Source organism: Pseudomonas sp. P129, from assembly GCF_020312195.1.
Classification (GTDB): Bacteria; Pseudomonadota; Gammaproteobacteria; order Pseudomonadales; family Pseudomonadaceae; genus Aquipseudomonas; species Aquipseudomonas fragariae.
In genome coordinates, this window is record NZ_JAGPYS010000001.1 from 1146879 (window position 1) to 1165883 (window position 19005).

Below are 19005 nucleotides of genomic sequence, written 5' to 3' on the forward strand. Positions count from 1 at the left end.
TTGCCTATGTTTAATCCATTTTTTATGTGCGGTCCGAATGAAAATTGATGATATCGATGCGTTCGTTGCAGTCATCCGCTGCCAGTCGATCAGCCACGCTGCTGAATCGCTGGATCTGACCCAGCCAGCCATCACGCGGCGGGTGCAGAATTTCGAGCAAGCCCTCGGAGTCGAGCTGTTCGACCGCAATACCAAGCCGCTCAAGCCGACTCCGATGGGGCTTCAGGTGTACCAGAAGTGCCTGGCGATCCTGCGCGAGATGGATTCGTTGCGCGAGCTGGTGGCGAGTGACACGCCGCCCAGCGGTCTGTTGCGTCTGGGCGTGCCGCAAACCATCGGTGACGTGGTGCTGCTCGATGCGCTCAAGCAGTTGCGTGGGGAATTTCCCGATCTGCGTGCGCAGGTCAGCACCGGTTGGGGCAGCCACCTGATCGGCAAGATCGAAAACGGCGAGCTGGATGCGGCGGCTGCGCTGTTTCCGGCGGGCAAGATATTTCCAGACAACATCATCGGTCAGTCGATTGGCAAGATGGAGCTGGTGGTGGTCTGCGCCAGGGGGCTGGCCCCGAAAAAGCCCGGCAAGCTGGCGGACTGTTATGAGCAGGGCTGGGTGCTGAATCCGGACGGCTGCGGCTTTCGTGCAGGCTTGCAGCGCACGCTGACCGATCAGGGCCTGAGCATGAAGGTCAATCTGGAAACCTTCGGCACCGAGCTGCAACTGGGGCTGGTGGCTGATGGCATGGGGCTTGGCCTGGTGCCCAGGCCGTTGCTGGAACGCAGCGCGCACCGCGAGCAGTTGGTGGCGCTGCCGCTCAGGGACTTCAAGCCGGTGATGGATCTGTGGCTGTTCTACCCGCGCTTTCTGGGTAACCTGCAAGCGCCGGTCGACGCCTTTGGCGCACTGGTGGCGCGGTCGCTCAAGCCGGTCTCGGCAGCCGCCTGAATACCGCATCGCGGGCAGGCAGTCCGGCGCCGGGCGTCAGACCGGCCCGCAGGGTATGAGTTGAATCAGGCGACCTGTTCGCGAGCCTGCTGTTCACGCTGCGCCACCAATGCGCGGGTCAGCGGGATCAGCTTCTTGCCGTAGTCGATGGCATCTTCCAGTGGATCGAAGCCGCGAATCAGGAAGGTAGTAATCCCCAGATCGTAGTAATCCAGCAGCGCTTCGGCGACCTGTTCCGGGGTGCCGACCAGCGAGGTCGAATTGCCCTGTGCGCCGAGCAGGCCGGCGATGCCGGTCCACAGGCGCTTGTCCAGGCGCGATCCTTGTGCAGCGGCGGCGAGCAGGCGGCGTGATCCTTCATTCGGTGGTTCGCGACGTACGAAGCCGTTGCGGTCTGCCAGGGCCTTGGCCTTTTCCAGAATACTGTCGGCACGTGCCCAGGCCTGTTCCTCGGTCTCGGCCAGAATCGGGCGCAGTGACAGGCTGAAACGAATGGTCCGCCCATGTCTGGCGGCTTCGGCGCGAACCTGCTTCACCACGTCACGCACCTGTTCGTATGTCTCGCCCCACAACGCATAAACATCGGCGTGCTTGCCGGCCACCGCAATCGCCGCTGCCGAGGAGCCGCCGAAGTACAGAGGGATATGTGGCTGCTGAGGGGATTTGACCAGTGAATGCGCACCCTCGAGCTGGTAGTAGGTGCCGTTATGATCGAACGGCTTGTCGCTGGTCCATTCCTGACGCACTACGCTGAGGTACTCGTCGCTGCGTGCGTAGCGTTCGTCCTTGCCGATGTGGCTGCCGTCGGCGCGCAGTTCCTTGTCGTCACCACCGGTGATGATATGCACGGCGGTGCGCCCGCCATTGAACACGTCCAGCGTCGCGAACTGGCGTGCCGCTACAGTAGGGGCGATGAAGCCAGGGCGATGGGCGACCAGAAACTTCAGCTTGGTGGTGACGCTGGCGGCATGCGCTGCGACCAGCGTGCTGTCCGGGCTGTTGGAGTGGTAGGCGATCAGTGCACGATCAAAACCGGCATCTTCATGAGCCTTGGCGACGGTCTTCACGTAGTCGGGCTGGATGGTCGCGCCGCTGCGCGGGTGAATTTCAGAACCGGGTTGCGTGGCGATATAGCCAATGAATTCGATGCTCATGAAAACTCCTGCCAATGGTTGAGGTCCGTTCGACCTTGTCGAGAGGCACCATAAAGGCAAGGGGCAGACGCTGTGAAATTCGATTTCGGTCTAAGTTAATTATAAAAAATATGCATTATATATATTTGTCGTGATCAAATATTTTAACTATTAGCTTAGGTCTAAATCGAATTTCACGCAGCGTTCTTATGCTCATAACATGGCCTTCATAATGCATCGGGTGCGTCCTGCCCGGTTTGTCCAGGAAGGATGTACCCATGTCTGACACAACGCTCAACCCCGCAGAACCCGGTTTTCTGGTGGTGAACAAACCCGAACAGGGGCGCGTCTCGCAATCGGGTCGCCCACGCTGGCAAGTGCCGGGCTTTGTCTTGCGTCTGCTCAGCCCGCTGGTGCTGTTGCTGCTCTGGGAACTGGCCTCACAAACCGGCCTGCTGCCCGTCCGCGTGATTGCCGCGCCATCGCAGATCGGCGGTACGCTCTGGTCGATGATCGTTTCGGGCGAACTGGCCCACCACTTGTGGGTCTCGTTGCAACGGGCACTGTTGGGCTTGAGCATTGGCGTCAGCATCGGCGTGGTCGCTGCGCTGGTGACCGGGCTTTCCCGGCGCGGCGAAATCGTTCTCGACTCGCCCATGCAGATGTTGCGCACCATTCCCTCGCTGGCATTGGTGCCACTGTTCATCCTCTGGTTCGGCATTGGCGAGTTCACCAAAGTGGCGCTGATCGTCATGGGCACCACCTTTCCGGTGTACCTGAACCTGTTTTCCGGCATCCGCAATATCGACCCGAAACTGATCGAGGCTGCCAATACGCTCGGCTTGAGCCGCCGCGAACTGATCTGGCACGTCATCCTGCCCGGTTCGCTGCCTGCGTTTTTTGTCGGGCTGCGCTATTCACTGGGTATTTCGTGGCTGGCCCTGGTCTTTGTCGAGCAAATCAACACCACCGCTGGCATCGGTTATCTGGCCAGTGATGCACGGGACTTCATGCGCACTGATGTGATCGTTATCTGCCTGTTGATCTACAGCGTCCTTGGCCTGGTGATCGACGCCATCATTCGCACGCTGGAGCGCTATGCGCTGGCCTGGCGACCGACCTTCGTGAGGCATTGAACACATGGCGACTCCCGATCTGCGCAACACTCCATCCGTGTCTCCCGAGGCGGGGCAGGCGCCTGTACAACTGCGCAACGTGGTGCGCCAGTTTGGCCGGCAACGGGTCATCGACGGGCTGAATCTGGACATTGCTTCTGGCGAATTTGTCGCCTTGCTCGGCGCCAGTGGCTCCGGCAAGACCACCTTGCTGCGCACCCTGGCCGGGCTGGACAAGATCGACAGCGGCGAACTGCGTGTGCCGGTGGCACGTGCGGCGGTGTTTCAGGAACCGCGCCTGATGCCGTGGAAAAGCGCCTGGAAGAACGTGGTTCTCGGCTTGCGTATCAACGATGCCAAGGCTCGGGCCGAAGCGGCGTTGACCGAGGTTGGCCTGGCGCATCGGCTGAATGCCTTTCCGGCCACCTTGTCCGGCGGCGAAGCGCAGCGTGTGGCACTGGCGCGGGGGCTGGTCCGTGAGCCAAAACTGTTGCTGCTCGACGAGCCTTTTGCCGCACTCGATGCGTTGACGCGCATTCGCATGCATCAACTGATCATCGACCTGTGGCGCAAACACACCCCGGCGGTGCTGCTGGTGACACACGATGTCGATGAGGCGATCCTGCTCGCTGACCGGGTCATCGTGCTGGCCGACGGCAGGATTGCCGACGACATCCGCGTCGACCTGCCGCGCCAGCGCGACAGCGGGCAGGCCGGGTTTCAGCTGATTCGCAGCCGCTTGCTGGGCTTGCTGGGCGTCAAGGTGCACGCGGCTGTCGATAGCGCACCGCAAGCGCCAGAACAGGACGTGACCCTCAGCGCATTGCGCCGCTTCGCCAACGCTCGTTGATTCGGCGCACGCTGCGTATCATGGTCGTCTGAATTTCCGAAGGGGACGCCCATGCCTGCCGAAAAGCCTGAAGTCATCATCACCTATTGCATTCAATGCCAGTGGCTGTTGCGCGCTGCCTGGCTGGCCCAGGAACTGCTGAGCACCTTCAGTGACGATCTGGGTAAAGTCTCGCTGCAGCCAGGCACCGGCGGCGTGTTCCGCATTACCTGCGACGGCGTACAACTCTGGGAGCGCAAGGCCGACGGCGGCTTTCCCGAAGCCAAAGTGCTCAAGCAACGGCTGCGGGACCAGATCGACCCGGCCCGCGATCTGGGCCATAACGACCGTCATACTCCGGCAAGCCCTCAGTAATACAGGGCCGCTGTCACGACATCGCCACGCACGTGTCACATTCGGTTAACCGGCATGCTCCACTCTTCTGGAAACCCTGCCGGAGGTCGTTACATGACCAGTGCTCAGCTCGCCACACCCAGCCGCAAACAGCGCGTGCGCACCTTGTGGATTTCCGACGTTCATCTGGGCACACGTGATTGCCAGGCCGAGCACCTTTCCGCTTTTCTCAAGCGCTATCAGGCTGACAAGGTGTACCTGGTCGGCGACATCATCGATGGCTGGAAACTGCGCGGCGGCATGTACTGGCCACAAGCACACAGCAACGTGATTCGCCGCTTGCTGACCATGAGCAAGCGCGGCACCGAAGTCATTTATGTCACCGGCAATCACGATGAATTCCTGCGCCGTTACTCCAAGCTGGTGCTGGGCAACATCCAGCTGGTCGACGAAGTCGAGCACGTCACGGCCGATGGACGTCGCTTTCTGGTCATTCACGGCGACCAGTTCGACGTGATCACCCGCTACCACCGCTGGCTGGCCTTTCTGGGCGACTCGGCCTATGAATTCACCCTGACCCTCAACCGCTGGCTCAACCACTGGCGCGCCAAATACGGCTATGGCTACTGGTCGCTGTCGGCGTACCTCAAGCACAAGGTCAAGAGTGCAGTGAACTTCATCAGCGATTTCGAGGAAGCCATCGCCCACGAATGCGTGAAGCGCGGGCTGGACGGGGTGGTCTGCGGGCACATCCACCATGCGGAAATTCGCCAGGTGGGCGGCGTGGAATACCTCAACTGCGGTGACTGGGTCGAATCCTGTACCGCCCTGATCGAACACCTGGACGGCAACATCGAACTGTTCCGCCTGGCGGATGCGCATTTGAAGGCGCAACAGGTTGCGCTCGAGGAACCCGTCAGCGAAACGCTTGCCTGAAGCAACCGGCCTAGAACGGCACCTTGCCCAAGAGCATGTCGCGATACATCACGAAGTCGCCCAGCAGGCTGTAAAACGGATGCTTGAACGTGGCCGGACGATTCTTCTCAAAAAAGAAATGCCCGGCCCACGCGAAGCCGTAACCCGCGACCGGCAATAACCATAACAACCCCCACCGACCGCTGCCCACACCAAACGCCAACAGGAAAATCACCAGAGACGTACCGACAAAATGCAAGCGTCGGCTGGTAGCGCTGCTGTGCTCGGCAAGATAAAACGGATAGAACTCGGCAAAGCTCGAAAAACGCCTGATGGTATCCACGGTGCCTGTCCTCGTGTGGGCTCTTGTTGTTATACACAAATTTAGCCGACTGTCGTGCCGATGTGGAGCATTCGAGTCGTGCTCATGTTTACGATTATCGTGCCAGATCTTCGCGCTCATGCTTACGACTATCGTGCCAATGCTCCGCGTTGGCATGCAGTTCGTGACGCTCCGCGTCACAAATCTACGATGCGAAACACCGTCATGCCTTACCCACAGCCACTGCCATCGAAACGCTTTTCGAACACGATGGCACTGACGTTGCTCACTTGGTCCCTCAAAGTGAGTCGCCTAGGGGCGAAAAGGTGACCTGAGCCGAACGTCAATCCAGCTGACATCGCAGAGCCGGGGTGTGACGCGGAGCGTCACGAACTGCATTCCCACGCGGAGCGTGGGGACGATAGTCATCAGTTTCCGAACCGTGCCTCTAGCAAAACTACTCTAAAGTGCTTTTCGAACACGATGGCACTGACGTTGCTCACTTTGGTCCCTCAAAGTGAGTCGCCGAGGGGCGAAAAGGTGACCTGAGTCGAGCCCCAATCCACCTGACATCGCAGAGCCGGGGTGTGACGCGGAGCGTCACGAACTGCATGCCCACGCGCAGCATGGGGACGATAAATAATGCCTTACCCGCGGCCTCTGCCAGGCCTCAATGCCGCCAGAATGCCGGTACACAGAGCACCAGCACAGTAATGATTTCCAGACGGCCAAGCAGCATACCGCCGGACAGAATCCATTTGGCCGCATCCGGCAGGGTAGAGAAATTGCCCGCCGGCCCGATGACCTCACCCAGCCCTGGTCCCACACCCGATACCGTACTGGCAGCGCCAGTCAGCGCAGTCATCCAGTCCAGCCCGAGCAGCGACAGCATCAGCGCGATCAGACAGATAGTGATCGTGAAGAAAAACGAAAAGGTCAGGATCGAGCGCACGATCTCGTCGTCCAGCCGATGGCCGTTGTATTTCTGCTTCATCACCGCGCGCGGATGGATCAGTTGATTGAGGTTGGTCTTGAGCAGAATGTAGGCCACCTGAAAGCGGAAGATCTTCACTCCGCCCGCTGTCGAGCCGGAACAGCCGCCGATAAAGCCCAGATAAAAGAACAACATCAGCGAGAAGTTGCCCCACAGGCTGTAGTCACCGAGTGCAAAACCCGTCGTCGTCACCACCGAAGTCACGTTCAGCGCGACATGGCGCAGCGCCTCGGTCCACGGCAGGTCCGTGGTGTTGGCGTACCAGACGGTCATGACCAGCCAGGTAATCAACAGCAACCCGATCAGGCCCTGAACCTGCTCATCCTTGATCAACGCCTTGCGGTTGCCGCGCAGGGTCGCGACATACAGGGTAAAGGGCAGGCTGCCGAGGATCATCACCACGATCGCCACCCAGTGCACCGCCGGTTGCGGCCATTTGGCCAGCGACTGGTCGGAGGTAGAGAACCCGCCGGTGGAAATCGCCGACATCGCATGGTTGATCGCGTCGAACAGACTCATGCCCGCCGCCCAGAAAGCCAGGCTGCCCAGCGCGGTAAAGCCCACGTAGGCGAGCACGATGAACTTGGCCACCATGTGCGAGCGGGGCATGACCTTTTCCGAGCGGTCCGAGGACTCGGTCTGAAACAGACGCATGCCGCCGATGCGCAGCAAGGGCAGAATCGCCACGGCCATACCGATGAAGCCGATACCGCCCAGCCAGTGCAACATCGAACGCCAGATCAGAATGCCCGGTGACATGCTGTCCAGGTTGCTGAGTACTGTCGAGCCGGTGGCCGTGATGCCGGACATGCTCTCGAAGAACGAGTCGGTGTAACTGATGTGCTGGGTCAGCAGAAAGGGCAGGGCGGCAAAAATGCATACCACGATCCAGCTGGAGACGGTCAGCATGTACATGTCCCGCGGGCGCAACTGAACGTTGTCGGGACGTCCGGGCACCACCAGCGCCAGGCCGGCGATAAAGGTGATGGCGCTGGCCCAGAGAAACTCGCGCAGGTCTTCGAAACGGTCGTAGATGACCAGCGTGGCCATGGGTACGATCATGGCAACAGCCAGGGTGATCAGGAAGATGCCGATAATGAAACCGATGATACGCAAGGTCGGCAACGACATGACAGGCTCTGGCTGGTGTGAGGAAAGGCGCCATTCTACCTGCGCTTGAGGGCATGTAAACCGGCGCGGCCGAGGACCGGCTGCAAGCGCAGAGGTAACGAATTGTCCGTCGCACTCGTTATTGACGCTAAACAGGCTCTAGAATGCTCGATCACTTTTCAAGGAGACAGTCCATGCAGGCGCTCGACGTTTTGCTCAATCGTGTATCGGTTCCACGACTGGTCGACCCGGCCCCGGACGCTGCGCAGCGGGAAATCCTGTTCGGTGCCGCATTGCGCGCCCCGGATCATGGACAGCTCAAGCCGTATCGTTTTCTGACGGTCGAAGGCGCGGCCCGTGAGCGCATGGGCGAGATGCTGGCGCAGGCGCTGCAGGAGAGTGGCGCAGAAGTTACCCCGCAGGCGCTGGAAAAGGCCCGTCTTGGCCCGTTTCGCGCACCCTTGGTGGTGGTCGTGATCGCGCGCTTGCAGGACCACTTCAAAGTCCCGCACTCAGAACAACGGATCACCGCCGGATGCGCCGCCCATGGTGTGTTGCTGGCAGCTTATGCACTGGGTATCGGTGCGGTCTGGAGGACTGGCGAGCTGTCCTATGCGCCGCAGGTAGCCAAAGGCTTCGGCCTTGAAGCCGGCGAAGAAGTGCTCGGCTTTCTGTATCTGGGCACCCCGCTGAACCCGCCGCGCGAAGCACCAAAAGTCGATACGGGCGGGTTTGTCAGCGAGTGGCAGGGCTGATCAGACCGACGATGAACCGAGCGGCTCTCTGGGCAGATCCAGCGTGGCGATAAACCCGCCGTCCGGGTGATTGCCCAACATCAGAGTGCCGCCATGTCGTTCCGCTGCGCGTTTGGCGATCGCCAGCCCCAGACCGTGACCCGGCGTGGTCTGGCCGGGGGCGCGGTAAAACGGCTCTCCCAGTTGTGTCAGGTGTTCGTCGGCAACCCCCGGGCCATGATCACGAACGCTCAGACGGATGTGATCGCCCACCAGCGTTGCCTGCAGATCGATGCTCTGGCCGCTCGGGTTGAAGCGCAACGCGTTGCGCAGCAGGTTGTCCAGCGCACGTTCGATCATGTCCGGCCAGCCTTTGAACTGCAGGTTGTCCTGCACCTCGACGCGAATATTCTGGTCGACACCGTCCAGCTGTGTGTCACTCTTCAGGCGCTGCAGCAGGGCTTCGATGTCGACGGGCTCAGGGCCACGAAGCTCGGCGTCGAGGCGTGCGAGGGCCAGAATCTCGCTGATCAACGCCTCCAGCCGGTCACATTCACGACCCAGCCGTGGCCAGAGCTTTTCACGCTCGGCAGGCTCCGCGCGTTCCGCCAGCGCCAGAGCGATGCGCAACCGGGCCAGCGGTGAGCGCAGTTCATGAGACACATCGCGCAGCAACTGGCGCTGGCTGCCAATCAGGCTTTGCAGGCGCGCACCCATGCGGTTGAAGTCCTTGGCCAGCACGCCGAATTCGTCACGGCGGTTGGCCAGCTGTCCGAGGCTGTGCTGTTGATAGCTGGTTTGCCCCAGGTCGTACACTGCGCCGCGCAGGCGGCTCAGCGGTCGGGTAATCGACAGCGTCACGAACAGGCTGAACAGGGTCAGCACCACCAGGGCAATGCCCAGCGCGCTCAACGGCCACATCAGACTCTGACGGTGCCACTCGTCGAGCTCCGGGTGCGGAACGCGGTAGATAAACAGGTAGGTTTCGCCGGTCTTCGGGCTGCTGTACTCGGTGGCCAGGCGGCGCCAGGGCAGTTTGCGCCCCTGATCGTCGTCTTCCCGCTGCCGCGCTTCCAGGGCTGCGGCGCGGGGCGGGAAGGTGCCGCGCACCATCGGCTCGCCGCTGTCGCTGAGCACTTGCGTGTCGATACGATTGCGTCGTTTGATGTCCTGAAGAAATTCCTGAGCGTTATCCGCGCCCTTGTCCTCGAAGCGTTGCGTCCACTGTTCGGGCAACGAGTTGAGCACCGGATGACGACTGAGGATCCACGCATCCTGATTGAGCATATGCCCCATGAGCACCGACAGGCCGCCTACCAGAGCGATGGCCAGCCAGAAGCTGGCCAGGATTCGCCAGAACAATGAACGCACGGGATTTCCTCGGTCTCAGTAAAAAAGCCCGGCATGCGCGCGCATGCCGGGTTGTGTTCAACTCACCGGGCCGCGAGGCCTGATGGTTACAGCGTTTTTGCTGCTTTTGCCGCTTTCCAGGCCTTGAACTCGGCCCATTCGGCGCGACGCTCATCTTCTTTCTTCTTGATTTCGTCAAACAGCTTCTGCTGGTCAGGCCTCAGCAGTGCACGAACTTCGCTGTCGGTCTTGGAGCGTTTGGCTTCGATTTCGTCGTGCATTGCTTTCTGGTCGGCAGCAGGCATTTTTTCCAGGTAGCTTTGAGTGATTTCGCGGCGCTCATGCTTTTGCTCGCGCATCAGGCGTTCGATCTGCTGACGCTGTTCACGTGTCAGGTCCAGCTCAGCCATCGGTCCCATCGGGCCAGGGCCGCGATCCATACGTGGGCCAGGGCCTGGGCCGCGGTCATCGCGATCCATGTGCATGGCAGGTCCGTCAGCATCCGGGCCACCGGCAGGTGGTGCTGGTGGTGCAGCCATGGCAATGGTCGGCAGGGCAGTGGCAAACATCAAAGCGATCAGGGTCTTGCGCATTGTGTATCTCCTTGTCTCTAGTGCGGCTCGATGCCGATGAGCCCAGTTTAGGGAGATCAAGGTCAAGCGCAGTCAGCGCTTGGTAAAGCTTGTGTAAGGGCAGCTGCAAGTTGTCAGCTTCAAGCTTCAAGCCAGAAGCGCTCTGCTTGTAGCTTGCAGCTTGTAGCTGCTCAAAGAGCATAATAATAGCCGCGGCTGCGCAGTGCGACGATGCGCGGGCGGCCGTCGGCGTGCGGGCCGATTTTCTTGCGCAGGTTGCTGACGTGCATGTCCAGACTGCGGTCGTACAGGGTCAGTTTGCGGCCCAGGGCCAGTTGCGCCAGTTCCTGCTTGTCCAACGGCTCGCCGGGCTGGCGCATCAGCGCTTCCAGCAAACGGCTTTCGGACACGGTGAGGGTCAGTTCCTTCTCGTCGACACTGACCACGCCGCGCATCGGGCTGAAAGTCAGGTCGCCCAGTTCGAGCTGGCTGGACGACGCCACCGGATGGCTGCGGCGCAGCACGGCGCGCAGGCGGGCGGTGAGTTCGCGAGGGTCGCAGGGCTTTGCCAGGTAGTCGTCAGCGCCCAGCTCCAGACCCAGAATACGGTCCAGCGGCTCGCCGCGTGCCGAGAGCATGACCACCGGCAGGTCAGGGTGTTCGGCGCGTAATTGCTTGAGCAATTCCAGACCACTGCCATCGGGCAGCATCACGTCCAGCACCACGGCCGCCGGGGCAGCGTCGGCCAATGCCTTGCGCGCGCTGTTCCCGTCGTGACAGGCGCGTACCTGAAAGCCTTCCTGGCTCAGCCAACTGCTCAGCAGTTCGCACAGCTCCTGATCATCATCAATTAGTAACAGCTCGCTCATGACTCACTCAATTGGCCACTACCGGGGTGCAGCGTGACTCTGCCTCGATCAGAAAGCAGAGCTGTTAAGAAGTCGGTCGGGCAGGCTCAGGGCATAACCTGCTTGAACGGCTTGACCACGACGTTGGCGTAGACGCCTGCGGCCACGAACGGATCGGCTTCGGCCCACGCCTTGGCGGCGCTTTGCGATTCGAACTCCGCAACGATCAGGCTGCCGCTGAAACCGGCAGCGCCCGGGTCGTTACTGTCGACTGCCGGGTGTGGACCGGCCAGCACCAGACGGCCTTCATCCTTGAGCGCGTTGAGGCGCTCCAGGTGTGCCGGGCGAACGCTGAGGCGTTTTTCCAGCGAGTTTTCGACGTCGGTGGCGATGATTGCGTAGAGCATGTCAGTCCTCGGATTTGGGCGTATTGGGAGTGGTGTCATGCAGGTGGCGTGACAGGTAGATCCCCTGGCCGACCAGGAAGATCAGGGTCATGCCCAGACTGCCGAATACTTTGAAGTCGACCCAGAATTCCTGATAAGTGAACGCCACATACAGGTTGGCTGCGCCACAGAACAGGAAGAATATGATCCAGGCGATGTTGAGCCGCGTCCAGATCGCCGCCGGCAGGGTCAGTGCATGACCCATGATGCGCTGGATAAGCGGACGGTCGCCGATGAAATGACTGCCGGCGAAGGCGACTGCAAACAGCCAGTTGACCACCGGCGCTTTCCATTTAAGGAAGGTTTCGCTGTGGAAGGCCAGGGTCAGGCTGCCGAACACCAGGCACGCCACCAGGGTGAGCCACTGGCTTTTTTCCAGCTTGCGCTGTTTGACGTAGAGAATGCCGTAGACCACCACCGAACTGATGATCAGCATCGCCGTTGCACTGAAAATGCCGCCTACCATATAGGTATTGCCGAGGATATCCACGGCACGCGGCTCGGTTTTGTAAACGATGAAGAACAGCAGCAGCGGGATGAAGTCGATGAATTGTTTCACAATGGCAGCCAGAAGCAGGATGTGGCGGCATAATAACAAACATCAATGAACACGAAAGCATCACTATGAATGTAGACCTGCACTGCCACAGCACCGCTTCCGACGGGGCGCTCTCGCCCACGGCACTGGTTGCGCGTGCTCATGAAAACGGCGTGCGCGTCCTTTCGCTGACCGACCATGACACCCTCGAAGGGCTTGAAGAGGCCCGTGCGGCCGCGCATTCATTGGGTATGCAACTGGTCAACGGGGTGGAGCTGTCCTGCACTTGGGGCGGGGCGACCATTCATATTCTGGGGTACGGATTCGATACCCGGGCCCCGGCGCTGACCGAAGCCATCAGCCGTTTGCACGAAGGACGCTGGCTGCGTGCGGAAGAAATCAGCCGCAAACTGGCGATCAAAGGTATGCCAGGGGCGCTGGAAGGCGCGCGCGCGATTCAGCAGGAGCTGGGTGACAGCGGTAATGCGCCTGCGCGTCCGCACTTTGCCGACTTCATGGTGCGCTCGGGCTTCGTCAAGGATCGCGCCGAGGCATTTCGCAAATGGCTGGGCGCGGGCAAACTGGGCGATGTGAAACAGCACTGGCCGACGCTGGAAGACACGGTCGCCACCTTGCGGGCGTCGGGTGCATGGGTCAGCCTCGCACATCCTTCACATTATGACTTTACCCGCAGTAAACGGCGTAAACTGGTCGGCGATTTCGTCCAGGCCGGTGGGCACGCCATAGAAGTGGTCAATGGCATGCAGCCTGCCGATCAGGTCGGCACCCTGGCCATCCTTGCCCGCGAGTTCGGTCTGCTGGTTTCCGCCGGCAGCGACTTCCACGGTCCTGGCACCTGGGGCGAAATCGGCACTTATCGCCCCGTGCCTGAAGATCTACCGCCTTTGTGGTGCAGATTCAAACATGAACAGCCTACTGCCTCCGTCTGAACAGGAAGTAATCGTGAGTCAATTTTTCCAGGTCCATCCGGAAAACCCGCAGCCGCGCCTGATCAAACAGGCCGCTGAAATCATCAAGGCCGGCGGGCTGGTGGTGTACCCGACAGATTCGTCCTATGCACTGGGTTGCCAGATCGGTGACAAGAGCGCCATCGAGCGTATCCGCCGCCTGCGCCAGCTGGACGACAAGCACAACTTCACCCTGATGTGCTGTGATCTGTCGCAACTGGGGCTGTTTGCCAAGGTCGACACCGGCGCGTTCCGCGCACTGAAGGCGCACACGCCAGGGCCATACACCTTCATTCTCAACGCCACCCGCGAGGTGCCGCGTCTGGTGCTGCACCCCAAGCGCCGCACCATCGGCCTGCGTGTGCCAAGCCATCCCATCGCCCAAGCCCTGCTGGAGCAATTGGGCGAGCCGCTGATGAGCGTCAGCCTGATCATGCCGGGCGACAGCGTGCCGCTCAGCGACCCCTATGAGATGCGCCAGGTTCTCGAGCATCAGGTCGACCTGATCATCGATGGCGGGATCGGCGGTATTTCGGCGTCCACGGTCATTAACCTGGCTGAGGGTGAACCCCAGATCGTTCGGGTTGGTTGCGGTGATCCGACGCCTTTCGGTGAACGCGCCTGATGACAGCCGTCGAGTCGGTGGACAGCCAGGCAGACGCCCAGCAGGAACTGCCGTTCGCGCTGGTCTACGGGCGTGCTGTCACGCAGATGCCGCTGGACCTGTACATCCCGCCCGACGCGCTGGAGGTTTTTCTCGAAGCGTTCGAAGGGCCGCTCGACCTGCTGCTGTACCTGATCCGTAAACAGAACATCGACATCCTCGATATTCCCGTGGCCGAGATCACCAAGCAGTACATGGGTTACGTCGAGCTGATGAAAACCGTGCGGCTGGAGCTGGCTGCCGAGTATCTGGTCATGGCCGCCATGCTGGCCGAGATCAAATCGCGCATGCTGTTGCCGCGTTCGGCGGAAGTCGAAGAGGAAGAAGGCGATCCGCGCGCCGAGCTGATTCGCCGCTTGCAGGAGTACGAGCGCTTCAAGGCCGCCGCCGAGGGCATCGATGGCCTGAGCCGGGTGGGGCGCGATGTCATCGTGCCAAAACTGGACGCTCCAGAAGCCCGTGCACGCAAGTTGCTGCCGGATGTCAGTCTCGAAGAAGTGCTGATGTCGATGGCCGAAGTGCTGCACCGCGGCGACATGTTCGAAAGCCACCAGGTCAGCCGCGAGGCACTGTCCACCCGCGAGCGCATGAGCGATGTGCTGGAACGTCTCAAGGGCGGCGGTTTTGTGCCGTTCGCCGAGCTGTTCACTGCCGAAGAAGGGCGTCTGGGTGTGGTCGTGACGTTTATGGCGGTGCTTGAGCTGGTCAAGGAGTCCCTTGTCGAGCTGGTCCAAAACGAGCCCTTTGCGGCGATCCATGTCCGGGCGCGAGCCGAGTAGAGCTAAAACACACCCATGAATCTCAACGAACCTCGCGAACTGGCCCCGTTGCTTGAAGCATTTCTGCTGGCCTCCGGAAAACCGCAGACGCTGGAGCGGCTGTATGAGCTGTTCGAGGAAGGCGAGCGCCCTGAACCTCCGGTGTTCAAAAAGGCACTCGAGGTGCTGCGCAAGTCCTGTGAGGGGCGCGCCTTCGAGCTCAAGGAAGTGGCGTCGGGTTATCGTCTGCAGATTAGTGACCGCTTTTCGCCGTGGGTCGGGCGGTTGTGGGAAGAGCGGCCGCAGCGTTACTCCCGGGCCATGCTGGAAACCCTCGCGCTGATCGCCTACCGCCAGCCGATCACGCGGGGCGAGATCGAAGATGTGCGCGGTGTCGCGGTCAACAGCCACATCGTCAAGACCCTGCTCGAGCGCGAGTGGATTCGCGTGGTGGGCTACCGTGATGTGCCCGGCAAACCGGCCATGTTCGCGACCACCAAGGGCTTTCTCGACCACTTCAACCTCAAAAGCCTCGACGAACTTCCGCCGCTGGCCGACCTGCGCGAAATGGAAACCGAGCCAGTGCTGGATTTCGAAGAGGCGCCGGTGCCTGCGCACCTGCAAGCCCTGGCCGACGCCAGCCTCGACCCGGACGCAGAGCCCGAAGCCCCGCGTGACGAAACCAGCTTCCGCAGCCTGCTGGTGGAACTGGACTCGATGGAGCAGGGCCTCAAGACCGACTTCGATGACCTGCTACGCGCGGAGCCAGAGCCTGAAGACGACAAAGGCGACGATGAGGTCTGATTGACTAGCGCTCCCACGCTGAAGCGTTCAGCGTGATACACAAGTCTCGTGGGAGCGAGCTTGCTCGCGAAGGCGATGGTGCAGGCTCGCTATTTTCGGATTCTGTAAGGGCCCTTTCGCGAGCAAGCTCGCTCCCACAAGACCTGTATGTAGCCATGAGCGCTCTGCGTCCTCTTGATACCTCGTCCTGGAGCGTGCGGAACGACAATCAGAACTGCCCTGCCAACGCCCGATGCACTTCGGTCGAATTCATACGCCAGCCCAGGGTCACATCTGATACCACTCGCCACGAGATTCGCTGCCCATGAGTTCGACCAAGAACCCCTGCATCAGCCTGTGCAAGTTCGATGATGACATTTGTCTGGGATGCGGCCGCAGCAAGCGCGAAATCAAGTCCTGGAAGAAGCTCGACAAGGACGACAAACGCATGGTGCTCGATGAGTCTGCCAAGCGGCTGGCGAAGCTCAAGACCGCCGGTCGCAAAAAGAAGAAGTGATCCGGGCATTTGCCGCTGACGCCGGATGCGTAAACCGGCGCAGGGGCGTATGATGGCCGACCCTCGGCGATCAAGTGTCGCCCGGGCTTTCAAGTATTTCGCCTTGCCGCTATCCACAGCGCGCCGGGCACAGGTCTTGCCGGTTCTCGGCCAGCCCTGATTCGACACACCGGGAGGTGCCCAGATGAGTGAAAAAGACAAGCAGGACAGCCAGGAAATCGGACCCGCAGGCGAAAAGCTGCAGAAGGTTCTGGCGCGCATTGGCGTGGGTTCACGCCGTGACGTGGAAGCCTGGATTACCCAAGGCCGTATCAAGGTCAACGGCAAGGACGCGACCCTCGGTCAACGCGTCGACCTGCATGACGCCATCAGTGTCGATGGTCGCGTCATCAAGCGCGAAGAAGCGGCCGAAACGGTCCGTCGCGTCATCATGTACAACAAGCCCGATGGTGAAATCTGCACCCGTGACGACCCTGAAGGCCGTCCGACCGTGTTTGATCGTCTGCCGCGCCCGAAAGAAGGCCGCTGGATCAACATCGGTCGTCTCGACATCAACACCACCGGCCTGCTGATGTTCACCACCGACGGTGAACTCGCCAACCGCCTGATGCACCCGTCGTTTGAAATGGACCGTGAATACGCGGTTCGCGTGCGTGGCGAAGTCGATGACGACATGCTGCTGCGCCTCAAGAACGGTGTGATTCTCGAAGACGGTCCTGCGCGCTTCACCGATATCCAGCAGGCACCGGGCGGCGAAGGCTTCAACCACTGGTATCACTGCGTGGTGATGGAAGGCCGCAACCGCGAAGTACGTCGTCTCTGGGAATCCCAGGGGCTGGTGGTCAGCCGCCTGAAGCGCGTGCGTTACGGGCCGGTGTTCCTCAACTCCGACCTGCCGATGGGTCGCTGGCGCGAAATGAGCCAGTACGAAGTCGATATTCTGGCCGCTGAAGTCGGTCTGCAACCTGTGGCCCAGCCGCAGATGAATGCCAAGACCAAGGACAAGATGGAGCGTCTGCAGCGTCAATCGTCGCGCCCTCTGGGCAAAGGCGAGCGCGTTCGCACCTTGCGTCCGGCTGCTGGTGCTCCGGCGACCGGCGGCGAGCGCGCACCGCGTCAGCCACAAATCACCGGCAGCGAGCGTGATCGCCCGCGCGGTGGCGATTCGACTCAGCGTCCTTCGCCGCGCAAGGATTCGGGCAAGCCCGGTTCGCGCGCGCCGCGTCCGGCCGACAACAGCCGTGGCACGCCGGTCGCCGAGCGTCCGAGCGACATGAACAAGCGTCCGGCCAAGCCGGGCCCCAAGCGTGTCGGCATCAAGCTGGTCAACGATGATGCGCCGTCAGGCAAGCGTCGTGGCCCACCGGCAGGTTCAGGTCAGCGTCCGGGCTTCGGTCGTCGCAAGCCCGAGTGATCGCGCGGTGTGAATGAATGGCAGCGCCAGTCCACAGGGCTGGCGTTGTCGTTTTCGGCGCTCTGAAAAGTGCGGTCACACAGCCGCGGCACCTCGACCCCCCTGTTTTGAACCTCAGCCGGGATGCACGTGTACAATGCTGCGCTTTTTTCTGTGAAACAGTGCTGTTCAACGCTCCGGGCCATCCGCCTCGAACGCTGCAATTCTGTTGCGCCACGAGCGCAACAGGTTCTATTCCGTCACAGAACACGATCGATCAGGTGGCTATTGAATGAGTGAAACAACCTCACCCTCGGGCGAACTGAAACGTGGCCTGAAGAATCGACACATCCAGTTGATCGCCCTGGGCGGTGCTATCGGAACGGGCCTGTTTCTCGGCTCGGCGGGCGTGCTGAAATCAGCCGGGCCGTCGATGATTCTCGGTTATGCCATCTGTGGCTTCATCGCCTTCATGATCATGCGCCAGCTGGGCGAGATGATCGTCGAAGAACCGGTCGCCGGGTCGTTCAGCCACTTCGCCCACAACTACTGGGGCGGTTTCGCCGGGTTTCTGTCGGGCTGGAATTGCTGGCTGCTGTACATCCTGGTCGGCATGTCCGAGCTGACTGCCGTCGGCAAATACATCCATTACTGGTTGCCGGACATCCCGGGCTGGGTATCCGCGGCAGCCTTCTTCGTGCTGATCAATGCCATCAACCTGACCAACGTCAAGGTCTTCGGCGAGACCGAATTCTGGTTCGCGATCATCAAGGTGGTGGCGATCATCGGCATGATTGCGTTGGGCAGTTACATGCTGGTCAGTGGCAGCGGTGGCCCGCAGGCCTCGGTCAGCAACCTCTGGGAGCATGGCGGATTCTTTCCCAATGGTGTCAGCGGTTTGGTGATGGCGCTGGCAATCATCATGTTCTCCTTCGGCGGCCTGGAAATGCTCGGTTTCACTGCTGCCGAAGCCGAACAGCCGAAGACCGTAATTCCCAAGGCGATCAACCAGGTCATCTACCGCATCCTGATTTTCTACATCGGCGCGCTGGTGGTCCTGTTGTCACTGACGCCGTGGGACAGCCTGCTGGCCAGCCTCAATGCGTCTGGCGATTCCTACAGCGGCAGCCCGTTCGTGCAGGTGTTCTCGATGCTGGGTAGCGACACGGCGGCGCACATCCTCAACTTTGTGGTGCTGACGGCAGCGCTGTCGGTCTACAACAGCGGCACCTACTGCAACAGCCGCATGCTGGTGGGTATGGCCGAGCAGGGTGATGCACCCAGGGCGCTGGCCCAGGTCGACAAACGCGGGGTGCCGGTCAAGGCGATCTTCGCCTCTGCCGCCGTGACACTGGTCGCGGTGCTGCTCAATTATTTCGTGCCGCAGCAGGCGCTGGAACTGTTGATGTCGCTGGTGGTGGCCACGCTGGTGATCAACTGGGCGATGATCAGCTACTCGCACCTGAAATTCCGCCAGCACATGAACCGCACCGCACAAGTGCCGCTGTTCAAGGCGCTGTGGTATCCCTATGGCAACTATGTGTGCCTGGCCTTCGTGGTGTTCATCCTCGGCATCATGCTGATGATCCCCGGCATCCAGATCTCGGTGTATGCGATCCCGGTGTGGCTGGCGGTGATGTGGGTCTGTTACCGGGCCAAAAACAGGCGTAGCGTTGTCGTGCCTGCCGAGTCTGGCAAATAGCCTTGTCTGTTTCCGAG

Annotated in this window: 21 protein-coding genes; 13 read left to right on the forward strand and 8 right to left on the reverse strand. The window is 60.9% G+C overall.

Features of this window, described 5'->3' with window-relative positions; translation table 11 throughout:
- The first annotated feature begins 37 nt into the window (after positions 1-37).
- Positions 38-943: a LysR family transcriptional regulator gene (locus KBY02_RS04985; protein WP_103754131.1), complete on the forward strand. Its 906-nt coding sequence runs from the start codon at positions 38-40 to the stop codon at positions 941-943.
- Positions 944-1008: 65 nt separating this feature from the next.
- Here the strand turns inward: KBY02_RS04985 and KBY02_RS04990 are convergent, their stop codons facing one another.
- Positions 1009-2097 carry an LLM class flavin-dependent oxidoreductase gene (locus tag KBY02_RS04990; RefSeq protein ID WP_011268532.1) on the reverse strand — a complete coding sequence of 363 codons (1089 nt, stop codon included), beginning with the start codon at positions 2095-2097 and terminating at the stop codon, positions 1009-1011.
- Positions 2098-2354: 257 nt separating this feature from the next.
- On the opposite strand from KBY02_RS04990, the gene KBY02_RS04995 reads away from it, so the two are divergent.
- From KBY02_RS04995 to KBY02_RS05010, 4 genes are all read left to right on the forward strand, one after another.
- A complete protein-coding gene (locus KBY02_RS04995; protein WP_024652863.1) occupies positions 2355-3212 on the forward strand; it encodes an ABC transporter permease in 858 nt (285 codons plus the stop codon).
- A 4-nt stretch (positions 3213-3216) separates the two neighbouring features.
- Positions 3217-4041 carry an ABC transporter ATP-binding protein gene (locus KBY02_RS05000; protein WP_024660901.1) on the forward strand — a complete coding sequence of 275 codons (825 nt, stop codon included), beginning with the start codon at positions 3217-3219 and terminating at the stop codon, positions 4039-4041.
- Between the two features lie 51 nt (positions 4042-4092).
- Positions 4093-4395, forward strand: coding sequence for a SelT/SelW/SelH family protein (locus KBY02_RS05005; protein ID WP_011268529.1), 303 nt, complete (start codon positions 4093-4095; stop codon positions 4393-4395).
- Positions 4396-4488: 93 nt separating this feature from the next.
- Positions 4489-5310, forward strand: a complete 822-nt coding sequence (locus tag KBY02_RS05010) for a UDP-2,3-diacylglucosamine diphosphatase (protein WP_024660900.1) — start codon at positions 4489-4491, stop codon at positions 5308-5310.
- 10 nt (positions 5311-5320) lie between these two features.
- Here KBY02_RS05010 and KBY02_RS05015 read toward each other — a convergent pair whose 3' ends face one another.
- Positions 5321-5632: a DUF962 domain-containing protein gene (locus KBY02_RS05015; RefSeq protein ID WP_003393857.1), complete on the reverse strand. Its 312-nt coding sequence runs from the start codon at positions 5630-5632 to the stop codon at positions 5321-5323.
- A gap of 649 nt (positions 5633-6281) precedes the next feature.
- Entirely contained in the window at positions 6282-7736 is a 1455-nt protein-coding gene (locus KBY02_RS05020) for a TrkH family potassium uptake protein (protein ID WP_003369828.1), read from the reverse strand.
- Between the two features lie 173 nt (positions 7737-7909).
- Between KBY02_RS05020 and KBY02_RS05025 the strand changes: the two genes are divergently transcribed.
- A complete protein-coding gene (locus KBY02_RS05025) occupies positions 7910-8470 on the forward strand; it encodes a nitroreductase family protein (protein WP_003404145.1) in 561 nt (186 codons plus the stop codon).
- Here the strand turns inward: KBY02_RS05025 and KBY02_RS05030 are convergent, their stop codons facing one another.
- The 5 genes from KBY02_RS05030 to KBY02_RS05050 form a co-directional block, all read right to left on the reverse strand.
- A complete protein-coding gene (locus tag KBY02_RS05030) occupies positions 8471-9820 on the reverse strand; it encodes a sensor histidine kinase (RefSeq protein WP_011268526.1) in 1350 nt (449 codons plus the stop codon).
- A gap of 86 nt (positions 9821-9906) precedes the next feature.
- Entirely contained in the window at positions 9907-10392 is a 486-nt protein-coding gene (locus KBY02_RS05035) for a hypothetical protein (RefSeq protein ID WP_003404142.1), read from the reverse strand.
- A gap of 170 nt (positions 10393-10562) precedes the next feature.
- On the reverse strand, positions 10563-11240 hold the full coding sequence (locus tag KBY02_RS05040) for a response regulator transcription factor (protein ID WP_003404140.1): 678 nt from the start codon (positions 11238-11240) through the stop codon (positions 10563-10565).
- 86 nt (positions 11241-11326) lie between these two features.
- On the reverse strand, positions 11327-11626 hold the full coding sequence (locus KBY02_RS05045; protein ID WP_003404138.1) for a YciI family protein: 300 nt from the start codon (positions 11624-11626) through the stop codon (positions 11327-11329).
- 1 nt (position 11627) lies between these two features.
- Positions 11628-12224, reverse strand: coding sequence for a septation protein A (locus KBY02_RS05050; RefSeq protein ID WP_011268525.1), 597 nt, complete (start codon positions 12222-12224; stop codon positions 11628-11630).
- A gap of 65 nt (positions 12225-12289) precedes the next feature.
- On the opposite strand from KBY02_RS05050, the gene KBY02_RS05055 reads away from it, so the two are divergent.
- From KBY02_RS05055 to KBY02_RS05085, 7 genes are all read left to right on the forward strand, one after another.
- The gene (locus tag KBY02_RS05055; protein WP_003404134.1) at positions 12290-13153 is read left to right on the forward strand and encodes a PHP domain-containing protein; all 864 of its coding nucleotides are present in this window, start codon (positions 12290-12292) and stop codon (positions 13151-13153) included.
- Positions 13154-13166: 13 nt separating this feature from the next.
- Positions 13167-13796 carry an L-threonylcarbamoyladenylate synthase gene (locus KBY02_RS05060; RefSeq protein WP_003404133.1) on the forward strand — a complete coding sequence of 210 codons (630 nt, stop codon included), beginning with the start codon at positions 13167-13169 and terminating at the stop codon, positions 13794-13796.
- A 119-nt stretch (positions 13797-13915) separates the two neighbouring features.
- Positions 13916-14614: a segregation and condensation protein A gene (locus KBY02_RS05065; protein WP_170855934.1), complete on the forward strand. Its 699-nt coding sequence runs from the start codon at positions 13916-13918 to the stop codon at positions 14612-14614.
- Positions 14615-14629: 15 nt separating this feature from the next.
- On the forward strand, positions 14630-15397 hold the full coding sequence (gene scpB / locus KBY02_RS05070; protein WP_054091891.1) for an SMC-Scp complex subunit ScpB: 768 nt from the start codon (positions 14630-14632) through the stop codon (positions 15395-15397).
- A 304-nt stretch (positions 15398-15701) separates the two neighbouring features.
- On the forward strand, positions 15702-15893 hold the full coding sequence (locus KBY02_RS05075; protein WP_225649935.1) for a DUF1289 domain-containing protein: 192 nt from the start codon (positions 15702-15704) through the stop codon (positions 15891-15893).
- Between the two features lie 184 nt (positions 15894-16077).
- Positions 16078-17307 carry a 23S rRNA pseudouridine(2605) synthase RluB gene (rluB, locus tag KBY02_RS05080; RefSeq protein WP_003314721.1) on the forward strand — a complete coding sequence of 410 codons (1230 nt, stop codon included), beginning with the start codon at positions 16078-16080 and terminating at the stop codon, positions 17305-17307.
- Positions 17308-17578: 271 nt separating this feature from the next.
- The gene (locus tag KBY02_RS05085; protein ID WP_003404128.1) at positions 17579-18988 is read left to right on the forward strand and encodes an amino acid permease; all 1410 of its coding nucleotides are present in this window, start codon (positions 17579-17581) and stop codon (positions 18986-18988) included.
- Positions 18989-19005 lie beyond the last annotated feature (17 nt).